This is a genomic window from Variovorax sp. JS1663, assembly GCF_002157355.1.
In the GTDB taxonomy this organism is placed as follows: domain Bacteria; phylum Pseudomonadota; class Gammaproteobacteria; order Burkholderiales; family Burkholderiaceae_C; genus Variovorax.
This window is the reverse complement of the sequence record NZ_LYMK01000024.1, coordinates 87,780-108,534: the sequence shown is the minus strand read 5'-3', so window position 1 is coordinate 108,534 and position 20,755 is coordinate 87,780. Positions and strand designations below refer to the sequence as shown.

Sequence of the window (20,755 nt, the reverse complement as noted above, 5' to 3'; positions counted from 1 at the left end):
CGCCTACTCCGTCACGGCCAAATGGCCGGGGCGGGGGAATTTACGTGTCGATCAGTGGGGGAGTTTGCGTGTCGTTCGGGGATCACCACTTTGTTGCGCTCGTTGTTGCGCAGCGAAGCAATGGTCGAATCAATGCCCGCCCGGCCCAAGAAAAAGGCCCCCGACTCTTTGGTAGTCGGAGGCCAAAGGACGCTCTTCCGGCCGTGAGCCGGTTCGCGCCGAGGGAGAGACTTGCAGGGATTGCGAGGGGCTACTTCTTGCCCCGCTCGCGGAAGTCGATGTCGGCCAGCTGCTGGTCGAATGTGAAGCGCTGCCGGTAGTAGCGCGGCCTGGCGGCGATGACGCCCGAGCGCATCTTGCTGCGCAGGCGCCGCAGCGCCCAGAGGATCGTCCGGTTCTTGTACGAGGCGTACCCGAACACCGCACACACGGCGAAGGCGATCGCGAGGGTCCACCACGAGAAGTAGAAGAGCGCCAGCACCATCGGTGCGCCGGCCTGCGGGGGCAGCGGCGTGCCGGGGATGCGATAGGACTTGCCGGTGCGCGGCCAGTAGCTGCTGCTCATGCGGGCTCCGATTCAGCGACGGCTTCGGTCGAGGTCGCCTGGGCCTGGGTTGCCGCCGGCAGCGAAGTCACCACGGGGCCCGCGTTCGGATTGAAGCCGCGGTGCGTGCAGTACTCGGTCGCTTCCGCCCGCGTCATGGACGACACCTCGACGAAGCTCTCGTAGCTGATCAGACCGTCGGCGAGCGCCGCGAATGCCTTGGACTCGAAGTCGTTGCCGCGTTCGGCCACGAGTTTGCGGACGGCCAGACCCCATTGGTGGGACGGCAGGTCTTCCACTTTCCGCTTCACCTCGCGGTCGAAGACGCACCAGGAGCGGAAGGCGATGACCTTCCCGTCGAGCCGGCGCGCGAGCTTCTGCGCGATGACCAAGCGCACCTGCTCGATGAACTCGTTGGCGACGCGCGCGTGCTCCACCGGGGGGAAGAGCTGCAGCGTCCGCGACAGCGCGCGATCAGGCGTCTCCGTGTGCATGGTGGCGTAAGCAGCATGGCCCGTGGCGCCTAGCTCGAAGCCAGCGCGGGCACTGTCCATGTCGCGGATCTCGCCCATCTGAATGACCTGCCCCTTCCGGCGCATCGCGTTCGGGCCGACCATGTCCATCGAGCGCAACTGCGCGCCCACGCCCACCTCGGTCTGAGTCGGCTCAGGCATGAAGCCCTGCGCGTAGCCCTTCAGGAGGTACTCCACCGGCTGCTCGTAGGTGAGGATGTGCACCGGGTCGTGCCGGCGCTCCTCGAGGCGGTACCGGTGCGCGGCTGCCAGCAGCGTCGACTTGCCCGATCCGGTGGTCCCGACGATCAGCACCATGCCGTAGCGCGGGAACAGGTTGTCCATCAGCTCCGGCTCCAGGCCGAGCTGCGCGCAGGTCGGGATCTCCTGCGGCATCGCGCGCAGCGTGATGTTGACGCCCGAGGGAGTGTTGCCCACCGAGCAGCCCGTCGCATTCAGGCGGAACGACAGCACCTTGTCCCGAGAGATCACTGCATCCACCCGTGAGTCGATCGCGTTGGCCGCGCCGATTTCGGTCTGGCCGCTCTCATTGAAGAGATGCGCCAGGATCGTGTTCACCTCGGAGTCGTCCAGGCGGCGATCCGTCACCGGATGCCACATCCGGTTCACCTCGGCCCAGACGAAGTCGGTCGAGGAGAACTTGATGTCGGAGACGCCCAGATCGTAGACATTGGACAGGAAATCGTTCAGGTCCAGGCGCCTGATGTTGCCGATTGGCAAATGGAAGCGCGGGACCGCCCTTTCTGCTGCGTCGAGCACGGGCTATTCCAGTGGCTTCCAGCGGCTCGAATCCTCGAATCCCGCCTGCCGCGTGATGCGGAACATCGTGTTTCCGACCGAGATCGTGTTCGGGCTCTCGTGGTCGACCATGGTCTGCGCGCTGGCGACGACTGGGATGGTGACCATGCCCCGCTTCCACAGATCGTAGAAGAGGCGCATGCCGAAGTAGGTCTTCTCCAGGTTGGCCACGTTCAGGTCGAAGATCTGCTGCGCCTGCGCGCGGCCGGTGGCCACGGCCTGGGCCACTTCCTTCTTCCAGAACGCCTGCTCGGCGCTGTCGCGCGGTAGAAGGCTCTTGACGGTGGACATGTCCGCGGCGTCTTCGGTCGGCAGGCCGAGCAGCAGCCAGTCGCGCCAGGTCGGGGCGATGGCCACGAAGCGCGCGGGCTCTTCGATCCTGTAGATGGCGCCCGACACACGCATGGTGGTCGCTTCCAGCGAGATCGCGTCGCGGCTTTCCATGATGACGGGAGGCAGCACGCCCGGCCCCATCATCAGGCCACCGAAATCGAAGCGCTTGTCCAGCTCGCGGTCGCGCTTGCCAACCTCCGCTGCGATCTCGCGCGAGCGCTGCAGCAAGCCCAGTCGCGTGCCCAGGCCGAATGCCGTCTCGCGCAGCGCGGTCTCGCGCACCATGCTCAGGCGGCTTTCCGACTCGGTTGCGCCTTGCGCATTCATGAGCGAGTCGATTGACAACGATTGCGTCTGCGCCGATGCCGCTTGCCCGGCGGCAAGCGCCATCACGACGAAGGCGATTCGCGAGGCCTTGATGAAGGAGGTCCTGTTCATGGGGCTCAGGGGAATCAGAAGGCGCGGTAGCGGATCTCGACGCCCGATGGCAGCAGAACCAGGTCGGCCCGCTGTCCGAGTTGGTAGCCAATGTCGCGCATCACCTCGTCGACGGGCACGCCGAGGGCATGCACCTGAACGTAGAGCGGCAGGCGCGGGGTCGGGCCGGTCACGGACAGCTTCTGGCCGGTCACGGGCTCGAGGTTCCTGAGGAGGTCGTTCGCGTCTCCGCGCCAGGTCACCCAGAGCTTGCCATCGGCCATGCGTGGAGCCGGCGCCTTAGCGTCAGCGCTGCCCGTGAAGGCCGCCTGTTCTGCGGATTTCTGGAAGAGCCGGTCGAGCTGAACTGCCACCGGGTCACTCGAAGGAGTCGGCGCCGGCGGCGTGGCACAGCCGACCAGAGCAAGGAGCGCGGCGACTGCACCAGCGCCGAGGGTCCGCGAAAAGTGTGTCATATCGGTACGAATTTGGTTGGCGAGCGCCTTTAGTTCGTGCCGATACTATCTCACGGCGTAATACACGGCAAGGCAACGCACACATTTCGCATGCATTCCGATGCGTCGCTGTTGATCTTTCGACACGAGCGTCCCGATGGCGCTCGCCCGCGGAGAGACGCTACGCCGCCATTCGGGGCGCTCGGTGGTCGACGTCGACTTCTTGCGGACCGCGCACGCGAGACTCCCGCATCCTGGCCAGCTCGCCGGTGCGCAGCGCCTCGAAGATGGACTCGGTTGTCACGGCCTTTTCGCCCGTGACGCGCTCGGCCAGCCAGCGGCCGCAGTCCTTGAGGACGGACCACACCTCCTGGAAGAGGCCACTCGGAGCCGGCTCGGTGATCTCCATCTCGCCGCTGCTCCAGAGCGCGAACGCGTGCGCCGCGCATTCCTCCGGATGCGAGCACTGGCGCGCTGCCTCGATCTCGCCCAGTTGGATCAGGGCCTGCTGCGTGCGTCTGGCGAGCGGCTTGTGCGCTGCGAACTCCCGCTGCATGGCCACCCGCTCCTCGACGGTGAGCATGTTCTCAGTCGCGAAGTGCCAGGCCTCGTGCCGCGCGGCGCGGTCCAGATTCTGGGCATGCAGGTTCAGCAGGATCCCGTTGTTGATGTACTTGCCGGCGACCTGGCGGTGCGTGGCGAAGTCGTACAGGGCGTCCATCAGCTTCACGTGCCGGGCAGTGCCCATCATGAGCTCGCACTCGGCGAGGACACGGTTCACTTCGGCCTGCCCGTTGCGAGCGCCCTTCCAGACGGGGGACATACTGTAGAGCGGCATAGGTCCTCGCAGGGCTTCCTTGATCTCGAGGGTCATTTGGAACTGCGGCACGTCGTATGTCGTGCCGTTGAGGTTCACCTGCCCCATGGTCACCTTCGCGCCCAGCGGCTTCAGGAGCTTGTCGGCCAATTTGGGCAGGATGTTTTTGTAGAAGTCGTCGAGGCTTTCACTGCCGCCAGCGCGGCCGCCGTTGCGCATCGCCTGGGTGATCCAGGCGAACTGGCTCACCGCGGGGATCGCCGCGGCACGTTGCATGAGTCGGCGCAGGATCAGGCCCGACCATTCCTCCGTGTTGGTCACGAAGGGCGCCGCAGGCGTGTTGCCGGACCAGCCGGCCTTCCTGCCCTCCTCCGCTGCGGCGACCATTTCCGGGTCCTTCGGGTCGTACTTCACACCGCGCAGCTCGAGGGACGCCTTCGAGCGGATGGCGCTCTCCAGCAGAGACCGGTCGGAGTAGTTCGCGCCTTCGCCCAGCCGCCCCATGAGCAGGCGGATGACGGCTTCCCGCGCTGCGGCTCGGCTGGCCTTGCCGCCGGCCTGCGCCCAGTCGCTTTGGATCTCCTCGACGAAGAAGAGGTTGCCCCGCTCGGTGATCCGCGCGTGCGCCATGATGTTCTTGTCGACAGTGCCGTCGAGAGCGTCCCGGAAGTGCGGGGTCGCATAGTCCCAGGCCTTCGGGAGCAGATCGCGCAGCGCCTTCATCTGGGCTTGCATCCTGCTCGGCAGTTCCGGATCGTCCATGAGCGACTCCAGGCTGAAGGCCAGGTCCGCGGCGTCGTACTGCATCGCCTCAAGGCGGTATTCCAGCTCGCTCAGTTCGTCCTGGACGTTGTCGCGTTGGGAGTTGAGCACGTAGAGCAGCTCCTTGTAGTTGCCGCCAGGGTGCCGCCATGAGGCGTATCGCGGGCTCGCGAGTTCCAGCTCTTTGACCGTGGGCAGCCCGGACAGCACCAGGCCCGCGACCTGCTCTTTGGTGAGGGACTTCTCGTTGGAGGTCGCCAGGCTCTCCAAGATCTTGCTGTCCTCCAGCTCGGACCGTTTCACGCCCTTGGTCTGTAGCGCCCGGATCATGGACGCCCATTGCTTGGGCGGCGCCTTGCCCTGATTGCCGTCAATCAGGAGGTGATGCAGTTTCGAGAAGAACCCCGCACCACCCGTCGCTGCAGCCGTTTCGAGCGTATGGCGCGCATTCAGGTAGCAGTAGCGGTCGCCTTTGGAATTGATCATTCGTGAAAGCCTATTGCTGCGGAAACATGGTCGCAGCAAGTATAGGTTGCTGGTTCGCAACATCGATGGAAGTTTTTTCGCGTCGGCACTCGCGGCGCGCCGATCGCCCGCCCCGGAGTTGGTCGAGCGCTAGCCCAGGTCGCTCGGCTTTCGCTGGTTGAGGGCTGTCGCAGCGCTCTACCAGCGCCTGAGGAACCAGTGCGCTCGCTGGTCGAAGTCTGGTGCAGCGCTCGACCAGACGCCCCTCAGCAATCTCGGCCCGCGGTAAAGGCACTTGGTAGAAGTCTGGCCTAGCGCTATGCCAACTGCCATCGGCGTCGGGGGTGCGCCGCAGTCATCGCCACACCCTGGTCTAGCGCTAGCCCAGTCCTGGTCGAAGTCTGTTCGGCCGCCCTCGGCCGCCCATGGACGCTCCCGCCCCCCCTCCTGGCGGTCTGTTGTCCTGGTCGAGCATTCGACCAGTTCTGTGTTCTCGCTAAACCAGCCTTGCGCTGGTCTAACACTGGTTCAGCGCTCGCCCAGGGCTGCTGCAGCGTTCTGCCGGCCGGTATGTCCTGCCTTGACGGATCATCGGTGCATGTGAGATTCTTGTCTGTGACGGAGTATTTCCGCGAACCAACAGGATCTTTCATGAGCAATGCATCTGGCTCGCCCATCGTGGCGGCCATCGACCTCGGCTACGGCCTGACGAAGTTCACGCGGCGCAATGCCGACACCGGAGCCGTCGAGTACGACCTCTTCCCCTCTGTCGCCTTCGGCGTCGATCGCCGTCGCTACGAGCTCGAGGAGCGTCGCAGCGAGAACGTGACGGTGGTGTCGTACAACGGCGAATCGTTCGTCGTCGGCCCGGACGTCATGAGCCGTGCTGCTTCCAGCTCGGACTTCGGGCGCCACCTGGACGACAAGTACTACGAGAGCGCGCCCTATCACGCCCTCATGCGCGGCGCCCTGGCCTATATGGACGAGGACCACATCGACGTCCTGGTCCTGGGCCTCCCCGTCAGCCACTTCCGAGATCCAGGCAAGCCCGCCGCCCTCAAGAAGGCCTACACCGGCAAGATCAGCCTGGACGGCGAGCGCAGCGTGGTGATCGACAAGGTCGTCGTGCGTCCGCAGCCGATGGGCGGCTTCTACAGCCTGGATCGGCAGATCGACGGCATCAACGCCACCATCGCGCGCTTCCCGCAATCGGGCCTGAAGCCGCTGGCGGACTGGAACCAGCTGGTCGACACGATGACCGTCGTGACGGTCGATCCGGGCGAATACACCCTGGATTGGCTGCTTGTGAACCGCGGCAAGCCGAACACCGACGTCTCGGGCGCCGCCGGCGATGCTGGACGCCATCGCGTGATGACTTCGGTGAAGGAACACCTGGAGGCCAAGCTCGGCCGGGCCATCGCCCCGTCGAACCTGAATCGCCTGAACAACTCGCTGCGCACCGGCGCCGTCTTCAAGCTGGACGGCCGCGCCATCGACATGAAGGACCCGGAGATCCTGGCAGCCGCGCGCCGCGCCGTGCGCGATCCGGTGAGCATCATGATGAACGGGATCAAGGGCGCCTGGGACATCATCGACATGGTGGTGATGGTCGGTGGCCACCCCGCGCACTACGCCGAAGAGATCGCCGAGCGCATGCCCGACATGCCGATCTACGTGCCCAAGCACTCCGTCTTCAGCAACGTCGAAGGCCTGCAGCTGATCGGCGAAGGCGTCGCCCAGGCCGAGGCTCGCGCCGCCGTTGAAGCTGCCTGAGGGTGACCATGACTCGCCACATTGAGATCCGTGTGGGGGTCTCCCACGCGGAGAGCCCGGCCAAGGTCGGCCGGGAAGGTGCACGCAAATGAGCCAGAGCGACGACGTCCTGGACTTCCGCGTCCGGTTCCACCGCGACGAGAGTCCCATGCTTTTTCGCGCGATCGCCGGCCTCGAAGCAGCGCCTGGCATGCGCAAGCGAAACCTGTTCGTGCGCCAGCTCATGGAGATGGGCTTGATGGTGATGGAGGAGCGGATGCGCCGCCAGGACGGTCTCTCGACCCGAGTTTCCAGCGGACTCGCCGACGAGGTGAGCGCCTCCGCCGGGACGATGGCGCGCGCTTCCGGGCGGCCTGCGGCGATCCAATCGGCCTCTCAAACGCCAGTGTCACCTGGAACCGATCGGGCTGCGTCGGCCGATCCGGGCCCCGATGCCTTTGCCAAGACGCCTGTCGCTACGAGCCCGGCTACGACTCCGAGCGAGGCCGGGCCGCCGGCGCTTACTCCTGCTCCGGCTCCCGCTGCGCGGATCGTGGCGATCGCAGCTCCGGTGGATGGGAACGTCCCGCCTGGCGACGACGATCGCCCCCCTCCTCGACTTGGCGGCGCGAGAGCCGTCCGGATGCTGGACGGTGAGTCGTTCGAATGAACCGTCACCGAAATGCGTCGCAGGTAACTGCGGCTAATCGTGATTAGTCACAGTGGCATGTCGTCTCCTGTCCAGATCGTCTGTTTTTCAGGCAAACGAAATGTGACGAATCGCGATTGCTCACAGTTGCGCGTCGGATTCTGGCGGTTCAGCGGCTCGCATGTAACTGCTGCTAATCGTGATTAGCAGCAGTTATGTGGCGGTCCACCCGAAGCGACCGGAAGGCAGTCTTGCAGGCAACTGTGGCTAACCGTGATTAGCCGCAGTTCGGCGACTAGTGAGCTCAGGCCTGGCGGGAGCTGCCGTCCACCCTATCGGGAGGCAGGTCTCGACTTGCAACTGTCCCTTATCACGATTAGCCGCAGTTGCTCGCACGTGCTCGAAGAGTTGCTCACACGTCGAATCTGCCATGCGACTGTGACGAATCGCGATTAGCCACCGTTACACGCACCCCTTGTTTTCGCCTGTTTTTTGGACTTGTTACCAGAACACTTCACAGATATCAGCCACTTGAGCAAGTACCGGGCGAATCCGGCCCCTCCGCATAGTTACAGATTCGAGCAAGGGCCCTTGGGAGCAAGACCCAGTCGGACCGAATCCCTCCTGAACTCGCCCAGCCCTGAACCAGCCCCAGACCAGCCCTGCCCCCACCCCTCCAACGCGGGGATCGAGCCACACATGAACAGCCATCCACACACGAATCAAAGCTCCTCGGAGTACGGCCCGCATAGCTCTCCGATCCCAGGGAGCGATTCCCTTCCGAGCCTGGCCCCTTTGCTGACCAGCGCCCCGGCGGACTCTCCCGCCCAGAACTTGTCGGCCACCGAGCGCCTCAGCGCCTGGTACGCGTCCGCCACGGAGCAGGTCTCTCCCAAGACGGCCGCCGTCTATCGCCGGACCTACTTCCGCCTGGTCGATCGCGCCGCTGCGGACCGCGATGTCGATCCGGACTTCGTTGCCACCGCAGACCTGATCGAGCTCCTTCAGACCGACACGACGATCAAGCTAGGCACGAAGTGCACCTACAAGGCGGCGATCATCTGGGCTCTCAATCAGCCTGACCTCGGGTTCTCACCGGAGATGCGGGACCACGGCCTGAAGCTCGCCCGGGCATTCGACCCGCGTGAAAGCGCGGAGCAAGAAATCTTGCGTAACACACGTCCTTCGGCTCGGTCCATTCCCGAGAAGGATCTGGGCATCCTGCTGAACGGCCTTCTGAGTGCCCGCTCCTCCCGTCAATCGTGGGCAGCCAAGACCACTTCCTGGCTGAACGCCGGCGTCGCGACCGGTGCCCGGCCGGGCGAGTGGGAGTTCGCGTACTGGTTCGATCGTGATCGACGGATCCTTCGGCTACCCAACTCGAAGCTGAAGAAGCAGGCTCCGTTCAACTGGCTGCACATTCCCGAGCGTCTTCTGAACAGTGCGGACGCGGACCTTGCCTCGATGGCCGAAGAGGATCTCGAGAATGTCTCGGCTGTGGTCGCCGCGGCGAAACGGCACTCCGATGCCCTGGCCCGAAACCTCGCCTTCTTCGACCAGGCCGAGGCCAGCACCGATGAGAGCAACGCCGAGGCGATCGAAACACTTCGGCGGCTGCGAGCCTGGGAGCTGCACAACGCGGGGCTCGCCTGGCGCGACATCGAAGTGCCGGTTCGCTGGGTCGGGGCAGTGGATGCCCATCTGACCAACCTCCAGCAATACCTCTCGGGCGCGCCGGACCGGACTGGAGAACCTACGTTCGAGCGCTACTACGGCGGGTGCCGGGTCGCATTGCACAAAGCGTGTCGCCGCGCTTTTCCTGACGGTCGGCTCTATTCGCTCTATGACACCCGGTCGACCGCGGCGGCCAACATGCAGGCGACGATCGGGCCTGAGGCGGCAGCTGCAGTCATGGGCCACTACATGAAGCGCAAGCGCACGATCAAGGCGAACTACGCCGGGGCCGACCGAGCGTACCGAGGCGCTGGTCGTTTCTCGCCGGGCCTGGCTGATGCCCAGAACCAGCGCGACCAGGCAACAGATCGCGCTGCGCCGCAGGGTCCTGCGGAGGGCGGGACCGGTGACGCGCCGGAAGCACCGACTGGTGGCGACGGGCCACTGTTCGGCGAGTGACGGTCGTTTCGGTCATTGTTGCTCTGCGCAACAAACCCCGCACCAACGCTGCACACGGACGGCCCGCTCCGCCTTTTGGCCTAAGGCACCAGGGCCGTACCCGAGGAGAGCCCGCCGGCCCCCAATGCGTGTTGGTTGCGTGTCGCGCGCGCGGCGGTCCGAAGAGGCAGTAAGTAGGTGGACAGTGGGAGATGGCGCGCCCCCGCGGCGGGCGCGCGCAGACCAGAGAGGATAGGCACGGCGCTCGCGGCATGGCGGTGGCATCGGCTCGCCGACAGCTGCCACGGTCGGCCGAGCTCAGTCGGCGACCCGCGCTTTCTGAAACCTCCACCCGAGATTCATGCCGGCAGCTGCGATCAGGATGGCTGCCGAGCCGACGAGCTGCAACGGCTGGCACAGACGACCGCCAGGGTCGCCGCCCCGAACAGGCAGCGCCAGAACAGGAGCTCGATGACCGGCTGCCCCGAGCGCACGACGAACCAGCCGATGGTTCCCGAGATCAACATGGCCGCAATCATCTGTAGCGTGCCGATCGTTCTTTTGTTCATTACCTCTGAGAGTGCCATGCAAGGGGGCCGCCCGTTGCCATACCCGAGATAGTTATCCGGTTGAACTGTTTACTTGTGCTCGCCTCGACGGTTGAGTCCGCCATATCGGCCCTCGCGACTGGGAATCCGGGGGCGTTTCGGTCCAGTTGAGGCGCCCGGCATTAGGAAGCAGTCCGGAGAGAGGGCAGCGCAAGGTACCGAAATCGACAGTGTTTCACGGAAATCTCTGGACACAGTTTTTCTTGTTTCCCGACAACGGGTTACCTGGCTTTTCATTTCGCGCTGAGCAGAATGTTTCACGGAAATCGCCGCCACGCGAGTCGGAGCCGGCTCGAACAGTTCATAATTCAGTTACTAGTAACTAAACATAGCCGGAGCCGTCCGTGAGCGCTACGCCATCGCCGCAAACGTCCCCTTGGTCCCCGTCGCCTGGGCGAACTCCCCTCACCATGTTCGCGCTGGAGTCCGGAAAAGGATGGCCGCCCTATTGCTCGCTGGCCGAACTCGCTCGCATGCTGACGATGATGCACGGGCACGAGGCCCCGACCGAGTCGTCCCTCAAGAAGTGGAGCGCGACTGGGGAGTTCGCCGCGTGCGTCGCGGCTGAACCAGCCCCGGCCGCGGCCCACCCGCCGGAACCGCGCGCGTCCACCCGCGAGGACCTGTTACCGCGAGGAAAGCGCGCCGGACGACCAGGCCTGCGGCTGAACACGCGAGCGGCGATCGCTCGGGTTTACGAGCTATGGCCACACTTGGCGGACAGCGGCTCCCAGGCCGTTCTCGACCTAGCGGTCGCACGGGTGGCTGAAGGCCTCCAGTCGCGACTCGCCCAGATCGCGCCCGCCGGGCAACCGCCCTCCCCTTCATCTCCAGCTCCGCCGGCCGCCCCAGCTGCTCCATCCGTCGGTTCGGCCGCCGGCGTCCCAACCCTGCAGGATCTGGAACGGAAGATGACCGCGATGCACAAGGAACTGGTCGAGGTGAGGCGCGAGCTCGTGCAGTTCACGGCCCTGAGGAACAACCTCATCACGAGGCTCGACGACGCGGTGGCCAGAACCCAAGAAGCAATGAGCGCCACGGGCGCGCGGGCCGGCAGCGGACCAGATCCGCTCGTAGAGGCCAGGCGCGATCGAGACATGGGCGTCGTAAAGTCGATGCTCGCAGAGATCCTCGAGTCACTGGGCAAGAGGTAGCGAACCGGAATCGATCCCGTCGATGAGGTAAGGGCCCCGACCTATGGCGCCCCAAACGGGCCTGGAAAAGGTAGCTCACAAGGCGAGCACCGGGCGCCGGAAGTAGCCGATGGACGGTCCATCACCTTTGGGGCGACAGTTCGTGCATGGTCCGTCTGCGCCACGCGATCGAGATGCCTGGGGCGATGGACGGTCCATCAGGCGCTCAAAAAAAAGGGTGATGGACCGTCCATCACCCCTCTCGATAGAGCCGGGAAGCAGCCTACTCGAGCAACAGTTTTCCCACGAGATCAGCAAGTGCCTGGCGCTTCTCCGGCGGCAATTGGACCTGAAATTTCAGCAAAGCGCGGCCCTTCGAGTCAGAGGTGAGTACAGCCGTTGCCTTCTTTCCTACCTTGGCACCAATCTCTATGTCCGCGGTCCGACTGCTGTCTCCCCGACCTGCTTGACCAATCAGCTGGGCAAGCACCGCACCGGGAGACTTTAAAACGCCCTGTGCAGCGATCGCACGTGCGCGCGCGAGCAGCCCCTCTGAGTCGGCCTGGTGGGCGTCAGTGAGGTCTTTGGCCCAGCGAAACTGAATGTCGAGCGGACTCGGAAAGGCTTTGACGACGGCCTCAGGCAGACGAGCGAGCGCAATCGCCCTGCTCACGTCGCTCTGTTCCCGGCGAATGGCTTCGGCGAGCTTTCGACCCGATGGATACAGCCCCTTGTCGAGCGCCTTCGCGTAGAACATGCCCTGCTCCCATGGCGACAGGTCCTTGCGCGAGCGGTTCTCCAGCTCCATCGCTACGAACAGCATGTGCTCGGTGGCATCCTCGATCTGTGCCCGAATCGGCAGGCCCAGATCCAGGCAGGCTTGGTGGCGGCGATGGCCGTAGATGATCTCGAAGTCGCAACCGTCGACCGGCTCTGAAAGTGGCCTCACCCGGATGGGCACCTCGTTCCCGCCGTTCTTCAGAATGTCGTCCTTGAATGCCTCCCACGCCGCGCCCTCGAAGGACGCGGTGTCCCGGTTGGCCCAGTCGGATCGCCGGATTCGCTTGGGGTCCAGGACCTTGACCGGGGAGGCGCCCTTGAATTCCTCGGCCATCCGCTCAGCTTCCTCCGCCCGCTCGCGCAGAGCCTTGTTCTCCTGGTGGACGGTCGACTGCCCCTCCATGAAACCCATCAGCGTCCCCGGCGCAGTCTTGGGTTTGGAAGGAGGCGGCGGCGGAGTGGATGCCGACCTGGGCTCAGGAACCTGAATCCTCTGAGACTTCTCCATGAGGTTCTTGGCCATTACGCGACTCCTTCAATCACAGCGGAAACAGGCTTGACTGGGGCAGCGTTGGCCCGCTCTTCAACCTGGGTATCCCAGACCTCGCGAATCGATCCCTCGACATACTCGACGAAGGTGTCGTAGGCATCGCGAGCGCGCTTGAACGTCCGCGCATTTCCATCGTACTTGGCGACGTCGTAGACCGTCCCGAACTCGGCGCTTGATGACGACGCGACCGCCGTCTTCGGAATCTCGACCGGCAGAACCTTTTCTGCGTAGGTCTGGCCGATCCACTGGCGCACGACGTTGCTCGCCGAATCGGAAGAGTCAACCCTCGCGAGCAGGACGTGCATGAAGGAGAAGTGCTTGTCATAGCCACGTTGGGCTTTCAAGTTCGCCGCAACGTCTGAGAAGAGCGTCCAGAACTGGGCGGCGGACGCGAAGTCCAGCGGGTTCGGCGGTAGCGGCATGATGATGCCGTCCGCTGCCATGAACGCCGCGATCGTCATATAAGAGAGGGCAGGGGGCGTGTCGATGATGATCACGTCGTACTCGCTTCTCACGTCATCGATAGCCAAGTCGAGCACGCTCCAGAACTGGAACTCCGCGTCTCTGGATTGACGCGAGGGGAGGGCGAACTCGGCGCCGAACAGCAGTGGAGCTGCCGCTACGATGTCGATTCCATCCCAGTAGGTCGGCCTGATTGCGTACCGAATGCTTGACTCCGTGCCCATGGCCAGAGGAAGCACTGTCTGATCTTCTTCGACTTCGGTGTCGGGCAAAATGCCGAAGAGTGTGGTCGCCGAACCCTGGGGGTCGACGTCGATCATGAGGACGCGGTGCCCCCTGAGCGAGAGGCCCTGGGCCAAGGTCACCGCGGTGGTGGTCTTCGTCACGCCACCTTTGAAGTTGCCGACGCTGATGGTTACCGCTTCGGCGCCTTGCGGGCGTCGCTGCTCTTTCCGATACTCTCGAATCCATTCGCGACTCTCGGCGAGCGTGAACTCACGACGGCTGCCAGACGGGTTCAAGTTTCCCGGAGGCAGCCCGCCTTTGGTGAGACGATGGAGGATCGAGCCCCGTTCAGCGCCGCAGAGCGCAGACAGCTGGCTCAGGTTGAACGCCGGCGCGCTCTTCCTCGCCGTGGGAGCCAGCATGGCCGAGCGGATCTGGCCCATCATGGCGGTCGCCTTCTCGGCCTGGTCAGTGATGTCCTCGATCGACACCGACTTCAGCCTGTTTAGTTTTAGCTTAGTCATCACAACTCTCCTTGCGAACGGATTTTCCGTTCCTTGACACAAATTTGAATCTGGCGCGTATTGTGTCAACGCACGGTGCTTTTGCAAAGGAAATCGGGGTGTCGTCCCCGAAAACATTCACATGGCTTCCCGCCGATCTGTCTCCGTTTCGATTCCATATTGATGCGCCGGGTTTTGATAGTTCAATCCCTTAATCCACTTAAGAATCTTTACTGCGAATTTTCTCCTTAAAAATCAACAACTTAGGAGAGATTTCGGAGTGGGTTCGGGAAGTTTCGGAGTTGTTTCGGGGAGAAGCAGAGGGGAGCCGGGGCGACATGTGAGAGTTTTCGGGGTGGAGCAGAGTGAGTTCGGGGAACGCCGCGGTTGAGACCCAGAGCGGCCTTCCGGTGGTGTTTCGGGCCCCGTTTGGACCCGAATCTGGGACAAATGACCCCTCCTGCAACCCCTTCACGTGAAGGTTTTCGGGGAACGCTCGCCCCCAACATCTGCATATGTGAAGCTTTTCGGGGAACCTGGAACCTAAAGATTCCACTTTTCAAAACTCAAGCCCCTCAATCCGGCGATCAGAACGACGTTTGCGGGCCACTTCGCGTGAACTCCAGATTTCACATATCTGGTGCGCTGGCATATAGTCGGGCCGCCATGGACCTCGAGCCCGCTCTGCCACCGTCGCCACCAAAGCCAAAAAGGCGATCCGCCGAAGTCGTGCTCCACGCGGCAGAGGTGGAGGACACCCGCCTGCGCAAGCCGGTCAACACGCTGGCAATGCAACCGAAGTCCCACAGGATCACGGTGCTCGGCCGAAAGGTCTGGAACAAACTCCTGAAGGAAGCGCAGCGGCAGGGCATGGATGAGGAGACTCACAGCTCGCCGCTACGCGAGATCGTCCGTGGCATCGATTTCAATTCCAAGGATGTCGAGCAGGTGAAAAAGCACCTGCGGGCCATGATCACCACCCTTGTCGAATGGCAGTCGCCAACAAAAGGGGAGGGGGCTGCGTGGGAGGCGTGCGCCATGCTCGCGCATGCAAAGCTGGAGAAGCGCCGCGGCGGCGAGGTGTGGGTCGAGTGGTCGTACGCAGTGAACATGCGCCAGGAGCTGCTGCAGCCGTTCGTGTGGGCCGATCTCGACATGGAGATCCTGTTCCAGTTCAGTCACCATCCGGCGTTGGCGCTCTATGAGATCTGCGCCCGGTACAAGGGCGTGGGGCGCACCCCGAGGCAGGACTGGAACTGGTGGCGGCCGGTGCTCACCGGCAAGCCCGACGGCGAGAAGACGGCCAACTTCGAGTACCGCATGTTCAAGAGGGACGTGCTGAATAAAGCGGTCGCCCAGATCAATCAGATCAGCGACCTCGAAGTCGAACTGAAGGACTACAAGGAAGGCCGGTTCGTCAAAGACATTCAGTTCCTCATCCGGCCGAAGAAGCAGCGCTCTCTGCTGGCCTCGATCGACGGGCCAGTCGACCTAGCGCTGCTGAATCGGGCGGAGGCCCTCGACATAGACCCCGAGAAGGCGGAGACGTTGATCTCGGAGTTCGGCCCAGAAGCCTTCCAGCGCGGGCTCGACGGCCTGGAGCGTCGGGTCAAGAGTGACTTCGCGGAGCCCGTTCGCGACAGCTATCGCTATTTGAAGAGCATGCTGCCCAGCGAGGCGAAGATCGTCGTTGCCAAGATTGAAGAGGAAGCAGCTCGCGCTGACCCGACCAGTCCCGAGAGCAGGCGGGAACAGGAGGCGCGGATGAAGGAGTGGAACGATAAGTTCAAGACGCGAATTCGCGAGGAGCTGATCGCCGAGCTGCAGGCGCTCCCGGTCGAGCAGCAGGCCGTTATCGCCGGCGAGCTGCTCGAGGACCTGACACGACGCAACGCTCACGCGAGCATCCTCAAGCGGCTGCAGACCAGCGGCTGGAATCACAACCTGGTGCGCGGCGAGATGATCCGGTTCTACGGGCTGCGGTCGAGAGGCGAGGGTTGGGACGAGCCCACGGCGGAGCAGTTGCTCCAGGTCGCCGCGGAGAGCCGACCCGCATAGGGCGGTTCGGAGGCGACCAGGCCGGCCACTTTGTTGCGCCTATTGTTGTTGCTCGGTGCAACAAAGGGCGAAACAATCTCGTGACCTCTTCTCGGAACCAATGAACGCTGCCACCCCATCTCCTTCGGCACCAGCCTTCCAGCCACGTCCGGGCCCGTGCACCATCAAGCACACCTTCTCCTCGCTTATGGACATGGAGCTCGAGGCGGTCGAGTACGACGACGCCGCGCGGGTCGTGACGCTGAAGGCCAACGCCTTTGACAGCAGCCTGGTCGCTTCGTTCGCACTCCGCGACCTGCGCGAGGCGGGAATCATCGTCTACTACGACGAGACCGGCGAGCCGCGAGCGCCTGGCGCGCGGTGGCAGATGATGCTCTGCCTGGCCGGCGTTCTCTATGAGTGTGAGATCGCGCTGCAGTCCGACCTCTCTGGCGTGCACCGGCCCGCGGCAAGGCTGACTCCTCGAGGATGACGTTCGATCGGGAAACGTACGGAATTTCTTTTTCTGAGAGAAGGACCCCGTATTGAACCTGTTCGGGAGGAATCCGGTTCCGTTTGAGTTCGTTCAAAGTTAGGCCGGAATTCCATCAAATTTAGGGTCTAACTTTGACGGCGGCCTCCGTAAGTGATTGATCTGGTTGAAGAATCGGTCGGCGGGTGTCGTCGAAGTTTCAACGGCGCAGGAAGAGCAGGGCAGGGCCACTCCGAATCTCGAAGCGTGTGCGCGCTGCCAACGAGTCGAGCAACAATCGCCAACATGCCGGTCCCGGCCATCAGCGGACCTTCGACTCAACTTCTCAATCATGAAATTTGAGGGCCAGAACTTTGCTGCGGTGAATGAGCCATCCGACCACGTCCTCGAAAGCAGGCTACTCGCGCTAAAGAGCTATGGTCGGCATTCGTACGCATCCCTGACCTTCAGGTGGCCGGCGGCGGCGTCACCTGTATGGTTGAACGACGCTCAAGGAAACTATCTAAGCTTCGACGTCTCTACCTCAACGAGATTGCGAGCCTTTCACGACAAGCCGAGCCCGGTGTTCCCTGACGGCACCGTCCTTGCCTTCGGGGCCGGCGAACTGCGCCTCAAATCGGACGCCAATGCACGGTATCTGGATAGCTGCGTCCATGCCTGAAGCACAGGAAGATTTCCACGACGGCGTTCGCGTGAAACCATTCGTCCATGAGCAACCAGCTGCTGCTTTGTCTTAATGTTCCGCGGCATGAAACTGCGCCTGCCACAAGAAAGCTCAACGGCCATGCGGCTTACGAGCTCGCGAGTGGGGCTGAGTTAGGGCGCAGCGCTGTCTCCCTATAACTAAGTTGGGTCGCATCGTGGGCTCCCCGCACACCTTCTAACACCATCAGCCTTCCTCAGGTCACCGGTCGCGCGCCCACCAGCCCTGACGTCGTACTACCGGAGTCGCCGAAGCGCATGCGTGAGCATGTGGAGCGTTTCGCGCGCTACTTCCTTCGGGAAATGCACACAGATGGAATTCAGTTCGAGGCTGCAGAGTCTGCGTCTTCACCTGACCACGTGCCGTACAGGGCATACCTGTTCAACGACCGGTTCCACCTATTCGGCGCTTGCTGTTTTCGGTGGCGCGAATGGCAAGATGCGCCAGCTTCTTGGTCGCTGGACTGGCTCTGGCTCCATCCATACTTTCGTTCTCAAGGCCATCTAACCCGGGCTTGGCCTGTACTCGAGGAATCACATGGCCACAACTTTCATCTCGCGCCCCCCTTGTCTCCAGGTATGCAGGCGTTCCTGAGAAAGATTGGCCGAAATGAGACCTGACCCGTCGGGCAACCGCTTTCACCCTTGCCCCCGAGTATTTGGACGACAAGTTTGGGCGCCCAAAGCCGCTGTCCGATGGCACACACTCGAAACGCTATTGGCGCCGCCTGAAAACTGAGAAGGTTCAGTGACGCGCCACGCGAAGCCGAATGGCGCCGAGCTCACGCGCGGTGGGTTGCCGCAGAGTTTTAGCCGCTAAGAATCCTGACGTTCCGCATGTGGGGACCGACGCGGATGGCCGTCCGGCCTAACAGGCTCATGCCACGGTAGTCGACGGGGCGCGGGGCCTGCGTATCTACAGCGGGCAGGGCAGAATGCCAGAGCCAATAGCGGCCAGCAGCTTCGGCGCCGTTGCGAAAACCGAATTTCATTCTCGCCGCGGCTTACCTGGAGACTAGGCAAGCTCATCACATTGGTTCTCATTGAAGGGAACAGGTCATGGCAAAAAAGCCGTCCGAGGCCGACAACACCTCCCTCGAAAAGGCGCGAGACGCCTACAACAGCTACTACCGGGAACATGTCGAGCACCTCGTCTCCACGCGGGACAGGGAACGGATGTCAGAAGTCGAGGTAGCGGCTCAAATCCCAGACGCGAAGGTCAGGCTGGAGTTTGTGCGCCGAAGCATTAACCTAACCGAGGCGAATATCCTCCACGACACGTTTTACGCGACACCAATGACGTTCAACGTGGCTTTTGGCAGTTACGCCATAGGGACGGCAGTCGTCTTGGCCGCCATAGCCTATTTCACATCCGGCTACGCGGTCGCGGCGGCCGTCGCCTTCAGCTACATCTTTGGATATGTTCATGCGCGGGACGAGGCCATGAGCCACTTTCGAGAGTTCGAGAGCCACAACCGGGACGTCCCTTTTAACAAGGAATGCAATGAGGAATGGGAACTTGAACTCAAGGAACTGCGCGCACTGAGCCGCGACTTGCAACGCGCCGAGTGAGGCCCTACATGCCGACCGGGGTGGACGAACGTCAGCTTAGGAATTGAGCGAACGACTGCAACGGCCAGCGCCCTATGCGGGCGCTGCCGTCGGGCACAAGAGATGAGACAGCAGGTGGTCGATGTCGCGTGCGTTGCGTGACGGGCGAGGAAGCAGGGCTGGAATGACAAAGTCGGTCGAAGAGGCTTGCGCTGGCCAAGCAGTTCGCGCAGGCTTCCGCCGGAGTGACCGCTTTGCGCCGTTGAACTTCGACGGCTGAAGGTCGGTTCAGGGCTGCGGATTCAACCGGTCGATGCAACACATTCGCTGAACATCTCAGCGGGTGTATGGAAGCCGAGCGTCTTGCGCGGCCTCTCGTTCAATTGTCTAGCGATCGCATTGAGTTGAAGCTGTGAGAACCCTGAGATGTCCATGCCCTTCGGCATGTACTGCCTGAGCAATCCATTCGTGTTCTCGTTGCTTCCGCGCTGCCATGGGTTCTGCGGATCGCAAAAGTACACCTGAATGTCGGTGGCCAACGTGAACTTCTTGTGAGCGTGCATCTCCGTGCCTCTGTCCCAGGTCAGTGACTTGTAGAGCTCCTGCGGCAGCTTGCGGGCGTTCTTGATGAGTGCGTTGACGACGGTCTGAGAGACCTTGCCATCCAGCTTGACCAACATCACATATCGCGTTTGTCGCTCAACCAGCGTGGCGATCTGGCTGTTGGCGCTTCCGAAGAGCAAGTCGCCTTCCCAGTGGCCGGGAACTGCTCGGTCTTCAACCGTGGCTGGCCGCTCGCTGATGGAAACGGCGTCGACGATTCTTCCGTGGACGTCTGTCTTCTGCGTGTGATGGCGCGAGCGGCGCATGCCCCGGGTGCGCCTGAGATGCTGCAACAGCTCCTTCTTCAACGCCCCGCGGGCTTGAATGAACAGGCTGCGGTAGATGGTCTCGTGGGACACGTGGGAGGTCTCGTCGCTCGGGTAAGTATGCTTGAGCCAACCGGCAATCTGCTCCGGAGACCATTGCAGCCGAAGCTTCTCCGTGACGATGCGCGCCAGGTCCCGGTTCTCAGCCAGCCTGCAGCGCTTTGGTCGACGGGCCCGATCCCAGGCGGCCTGGTCGGCCTGGCTCGCCCGATAGCATCCCCGACCACCATTGCGCTTGATCTCGCGGCTGATGGTGGATGGCGCTCGCCCGAGGATCAACGCGATCGAGCGAATCGAGAAGCCAGCTGCCATGGCACGCGAGATCTCCTCGCGCTCGGCCAGCGTCAGCGCCATCGATGAACGGCTTCGCTCCGGTGGTCGAATGCCACCCGTACGGGACAAAATCTTTTGTACGGACGTGTGTGCCCGATTGAACAGTTGAGCGATCTGATGGAGGGTCCACCCCTCCCTCCAGCGCTGCCACATCAGCGCCTTCTGGCTGTCTGTGTAGTAGGTTCGTGTCCGGTACGCCATGCAACACTCCTTCTGCCTGCGGCAGTCATCAGTGTGTTGCATCGACCGGTTGAATCCGCAGCCCCAACCGGGCCTACAGCGGACGGCAAAGGGGCCCGGAAGCGGCCGTTGGATCCTCGCTGCACCTGTGCCCGCGCGGAACTGTGAAAAAGCGAAGGGTGCAACTTTGAAAACGGCGCTCGTAAGCTGTTGATTTTCCTGGGTTAGCAAGTGCGACAACCTTGGAGGAACTCATTCGCTTCGCCGACCGCTCGTTCACGGTTAGAACAACATTCCATCAAGATTAGGGTCTAACTTTGATGGCGGCGCGCGTAAGTCGTTGATTTGATGAGAAATCGGCCCTTCGCCTTATCTAATCGCTGCCGTCCTGGATAGCGAGCAGGGCAGGGTGGAGCGCACCCCAAGCGCATTGAAGCGCGTGCGCCGGACGCCGCGACGCCGCAGTGGTCAAGGATGGGCAGCCGGCTCGATCCCTGGCGTATTCGCCGCCGTCGGGGTCGTGTTGCGCTCTCCGATGGGCTTGAGCGCAGGGGACTGAGCCTGCTTGTTGCCGCAATAGGTCAACAAGGCCTCCTGCGGGCACCTGACGCCGATTATCCGAACCCGCGTTC

The 20,755-nt window shown here is 62.9% G+C and carries 15 protein-coding genes and 1 pseudogene; 7 read left to right on the top strand and 9 right to left on the bottom strand.

The window, feature by feature from the left end:
- Nucleotides 1-250 precede the first annotated feature (250 nt).
- From icmT to A8M77_RS20235, 5 genes are all read right to left on the bottom strand, one after another.
- The gene (gene icmT / locus A8M77_RS20255) at nucleotides 251-565 is read right to left on the bottom strand and encodes an IcmT/TraK family protein (protein WP_086923309.1); all 315 of its coding nucleotides are present in this window, start codon (nucleotides 563-565) and stop codon (nucleotides 251-253) included.
- A complete protein-coding gene (locus A8M77_RS20250; protein ID WP_086923308.1) occupies nucleotides 562-1,836 on the bottom strand; it encodes an ATPase, T2SS/T4P/T4SS family in 1,275 nt (424 codons plus the stop codon). The genes icmT and A8M77_RS20250 overlap by 4 nt, the downstream gene beginning before the upstream one ends.
- A 3-nt stretch (nucleotides 1,837-1,839) precedes the next feature.
- A complete protein-coding gene (locus A8M77_RS20245; protein WP_086923307.1) occupies nucleotides 1,840-2,646 on the bottom strand; it encodes a type IV secretory system conjugative DNA transfer family protein in 807 nt (268 codons plus the stop codon).
- Between the two features lie 14 nt (nucleotides 2,647-2,660).
- Nucleotides 2,661-3,101, bottom strand: a complete 441-nt coding sequence (locus A8M77_RS20240; RefSeq protein WP_086923306.1) for a DotD/TraH family lipoprotein — start codon at nucleotides 3,099-3,101, stop codon at nucleotides 2,661-2,663.
- A gap of 160 nt (nucleotides 3,102-3,261) precedes the next feature.
- Nucleotides 3,262-5,208, bottom strand: a complete 1,947-nt coding sequence (locus A8M77_RS20235; protein WP_143694678.1) for a hypothetical protein — start codon at nucleotides 5,206-5,208, stop codon at nucleotides 3,262-3,264.
- A gap of 567 nt (nucleotides 5,209-5,775) precedes the next feature.
- On the opposite strand from A8M77_RS20235, the gene A8M77_RS20230 reads away from it, so the two are divergent.
- From A8M77_RS20230 to A8M77_RS20220, 3 genes are all read left to right on the top strand, one after another.
- Nucleotides 5,776-6,897, top strand: a complete 1,122-nt coding sequence (locus A8M77_RS20230; protein ID WP_086923304.1) for a hypothetical protein — start codon at nucleotides 5,776-5,778, stop codon at nucleotides 6,895-6,897.
- A gap of 88 nt (nucleotides 6,898-6,985) precedes the next feature.
- Nucleotides 6,986-7,546 (top strand): hypothetical protein, encoded by a 561-nt coding sequence (locus A8M77_RS20225; RefSeq protein WP_086923303.1) that lies wholly within the window; start codon nucleotides 6,986-6,988, stop codon nucleotides 7,544-7,546.
- An 813-nt stretch (nucleotides 7,547-8,359) separates the two neighbouring features.
- Nucleotides 8,360-9,658 (top strand): hypothetical protein, encoded by a 1,299-nt coding sequence (locus tag A8M77_RS20220; protein ID WP_143694677.1) that lies wholly within the window; start codon nucleotides 8,360-8,362, stop codon nucleotides 9,656-9,658.
- 389 nt (nucleotides 9,659-10,047) lie between these two features.
- Here the strand turns inward: A8M77_RS20220 and A8M77_RS20215 are convergent.
- Nucleotides 10,048-10,206: pseudogene (locus tag A8M77_RS20215) on the bottom strand (EamA/RhaT family transporter); the annotation flags it as partial.
- Nucleotides 10,207-11,156: 950 nt separating this feature from the next.
- On the opposite strand from A8M77_RS20215, the gene A8M77_RS20210 reads away from it, so the two are divergent.
- Nucleotides 11,157-11,399, top strand: coding sequence for a hypothetical protein (locus A8M77_RS20210; protein WP_086923300.1), 243 nt, complete (start codon nucleotides 11,157-11,159; stop codon nucleotides 11,397-11,399).
- A gap of 262 nt (nucleotides 11,400-11,661) precedes the next feature.
- Here the strand turns inward: A8M77_RS20210 and A8M77_RS20205 are convergent, their stop codons facing one another.
- Nucleotides 11,662-12,681, bottom strand: a complete 1,020-nt coding sequence (locus tag A8M77_RS20205; RefSeq protein WP_086923299.1) for a ParB/RepB/Spo0J family partition protein — start codon at nucleotides 12,679-12,681, stop codon at nucleotides 11,662-11,664.
- Nucleotides 12,681-13,919, bottom strand: coding sequence for a ParA family protein (locus A8M77_RS20200; RefSeq protein ID WP_192871643.1), 1,239 nt, complete (start codon nucleotides 13,917-13,919; stop codon nucleotides 12,681-12,683). The genes A8M77_RS20205 and A8M77_RS20200 overlap by 1 nt, the downstream gene beginning before the upstream one ends.
- A 645-nt stretch (nucleotides 13,920-14,564) precedes the next feature.
- On the opposite strand from A8M77_RS20200, the gene A8M77_RS20195 reads away from it, so the two are divergent.
- The 3 genes from A8M77_RS20195 (at nucleotide 14,565) to A8M77_RS20180 (ending at nucleotide 18,702) form a co-directional block, all read left to right on the top strand.
- Nucleotides 14,565-15,956: a replication initiation protein gene (locus A8M77_RS20195; protein ID WP_158100959.1), complete on the top strand. Its 1,392-nt coding sequence runs from the start codon at nucleotides 14,565-14,567 to the stop codon at nucleotides 15,954-15,956.
- A gap of 100 nt (nucleotides 15,957-16,056) precedes the next feature.
- On the top strand, nucleotides 16,057-16,428 hold the full coding sequence (locus A8M77_RS20190) for a hypothetical protein (protein ID WP_143694676.1): 372 nt from the start codon (nucleotides 16,057-16,059) through the stop codon (nucleotides 16,426-16,428).
- 1,761 nt (nucleotides 16,429-18,189) lie between these two features.
- Nucleotides 18,190-18,702, top strand: a complete 513-nt coding sequence (locus tag A8M77_RS20180; RefSeq protein WP_086923296.1) for a hypothetical protein — start codon at nucleotides 18,190-18,192, stop codon at nucleotides 18,700-18,702.
- 281 nt (nucleotides 18,703-18,983) lie between these two features.
- Here A8M77_RS20180 and A8M77_RS20175 read toward each other — a convergent pair whose 3' ends face one another.
- Nucleotides 18,984-20,144, bottom strand: coding sequence for an IS30 family transposase (locus A8M77_RS20175; RefSeq protein ID WP_086923295.1), 1,161 nt, complete (start codon nucleotides 20,142-20,144; stop codon nucleotides 18,984-18,986).
- Nucleotides 20,145-20,755: the final 611 nt, after the last annotated feature.

Bases quoted from the DNA above. Each gene is read 5' to 3' on its own strand.
- A8M77_RS20240 (WP_086923306.1), bottom strand. From the start codon at position 3,101: ATGACACACTTTTCGCGGACCCTCGGCGCTGGTGCAGTCGCCGCGCTC.
- A8M77_RS20205 (WP_086923299.1), bottom strand. From the start codon at position 12,681: ATGGCCAAGAACCTCATGGAGAAGTCTCAGAGGATTCAGGTTCCTGAG.
- A8M77_RS20230 (WP_086923304.1), top strand. From the start codon at position 5,776: ATGAGCAATGCATCTGGCTCGCCCATCGTGGCGGCCATCGACCTCGGC.
- A8M77_RS20180 (WP_086923296.1), top strand. From the start codon at position 18,190: ATGGCAAAAAAGCCGTCCGAGGCCGACAACACCTCCCTCGAAAAGGCG.
- A8M77_RS20200 (WP_192871643.1), bottom strand. From the start codon at position 13,919: ATGACTAAGCTAAAACTAAACAGGCTGAAGTCGGTGTCGATCGAGGAC.
- A8M77_RS20190 (WP_143694676.1), top strand. From the start codon at position 16,057: ATGAACGCTGCCACCCCATCTCCTTCGGCACCAGCCTTCCAGCCACGT.
- A8M77_RS20210 (WP_086923300.1), top strand. From the start codon at position 11,157: ATGACCGCGATGCACAAGGAACTGGTCGAGGTGAGGCGCGAGCTCGTG.
- A8M77_RS20235 (WP_143694678.1), bottom strand. From the start codon at position 5,208: ATGTTGCGAACCAGCAACCTATACTTGCTGCGACCATGTTTCCGCAGC.
- A8M77_RS20245 (WP_086923307.1), bottom strand. From the start codon at position 2,646: ATGAACAGGACCTCCTTCATCAAGGCCTCGCGAATCGCCTTCGTCGTG.
- A8M77_RS20225 (WP_086923303.1), top strand. From the start codon at position 6,986: ATGAGCCAGAGCGACGACGTCCTGGACTTCCGCGTCCGGTTCCACCGC.
- A8M77_RS20195 (WP_158100959.1), top strand. From the start codon at position 14,565: ATGGACCTCGAGCCCGCTCTGCCACCGTCGCCACCAAAGCCAAAAAGG.
- icmT (WP_086923309.1), bottom strand. From the start codon at position 565: ATGAGCAGCAGCTACTGGCCGCGCACCGGCAAGTCCTATCGCATCCCC.
- A8M77_RS20175 (WP_086923295.1), bottom strand. From the start codon at position 20,144: ATGGCGTACCGGACACGAACCTACTACACAGACAGCCAGAAGGCGCTG.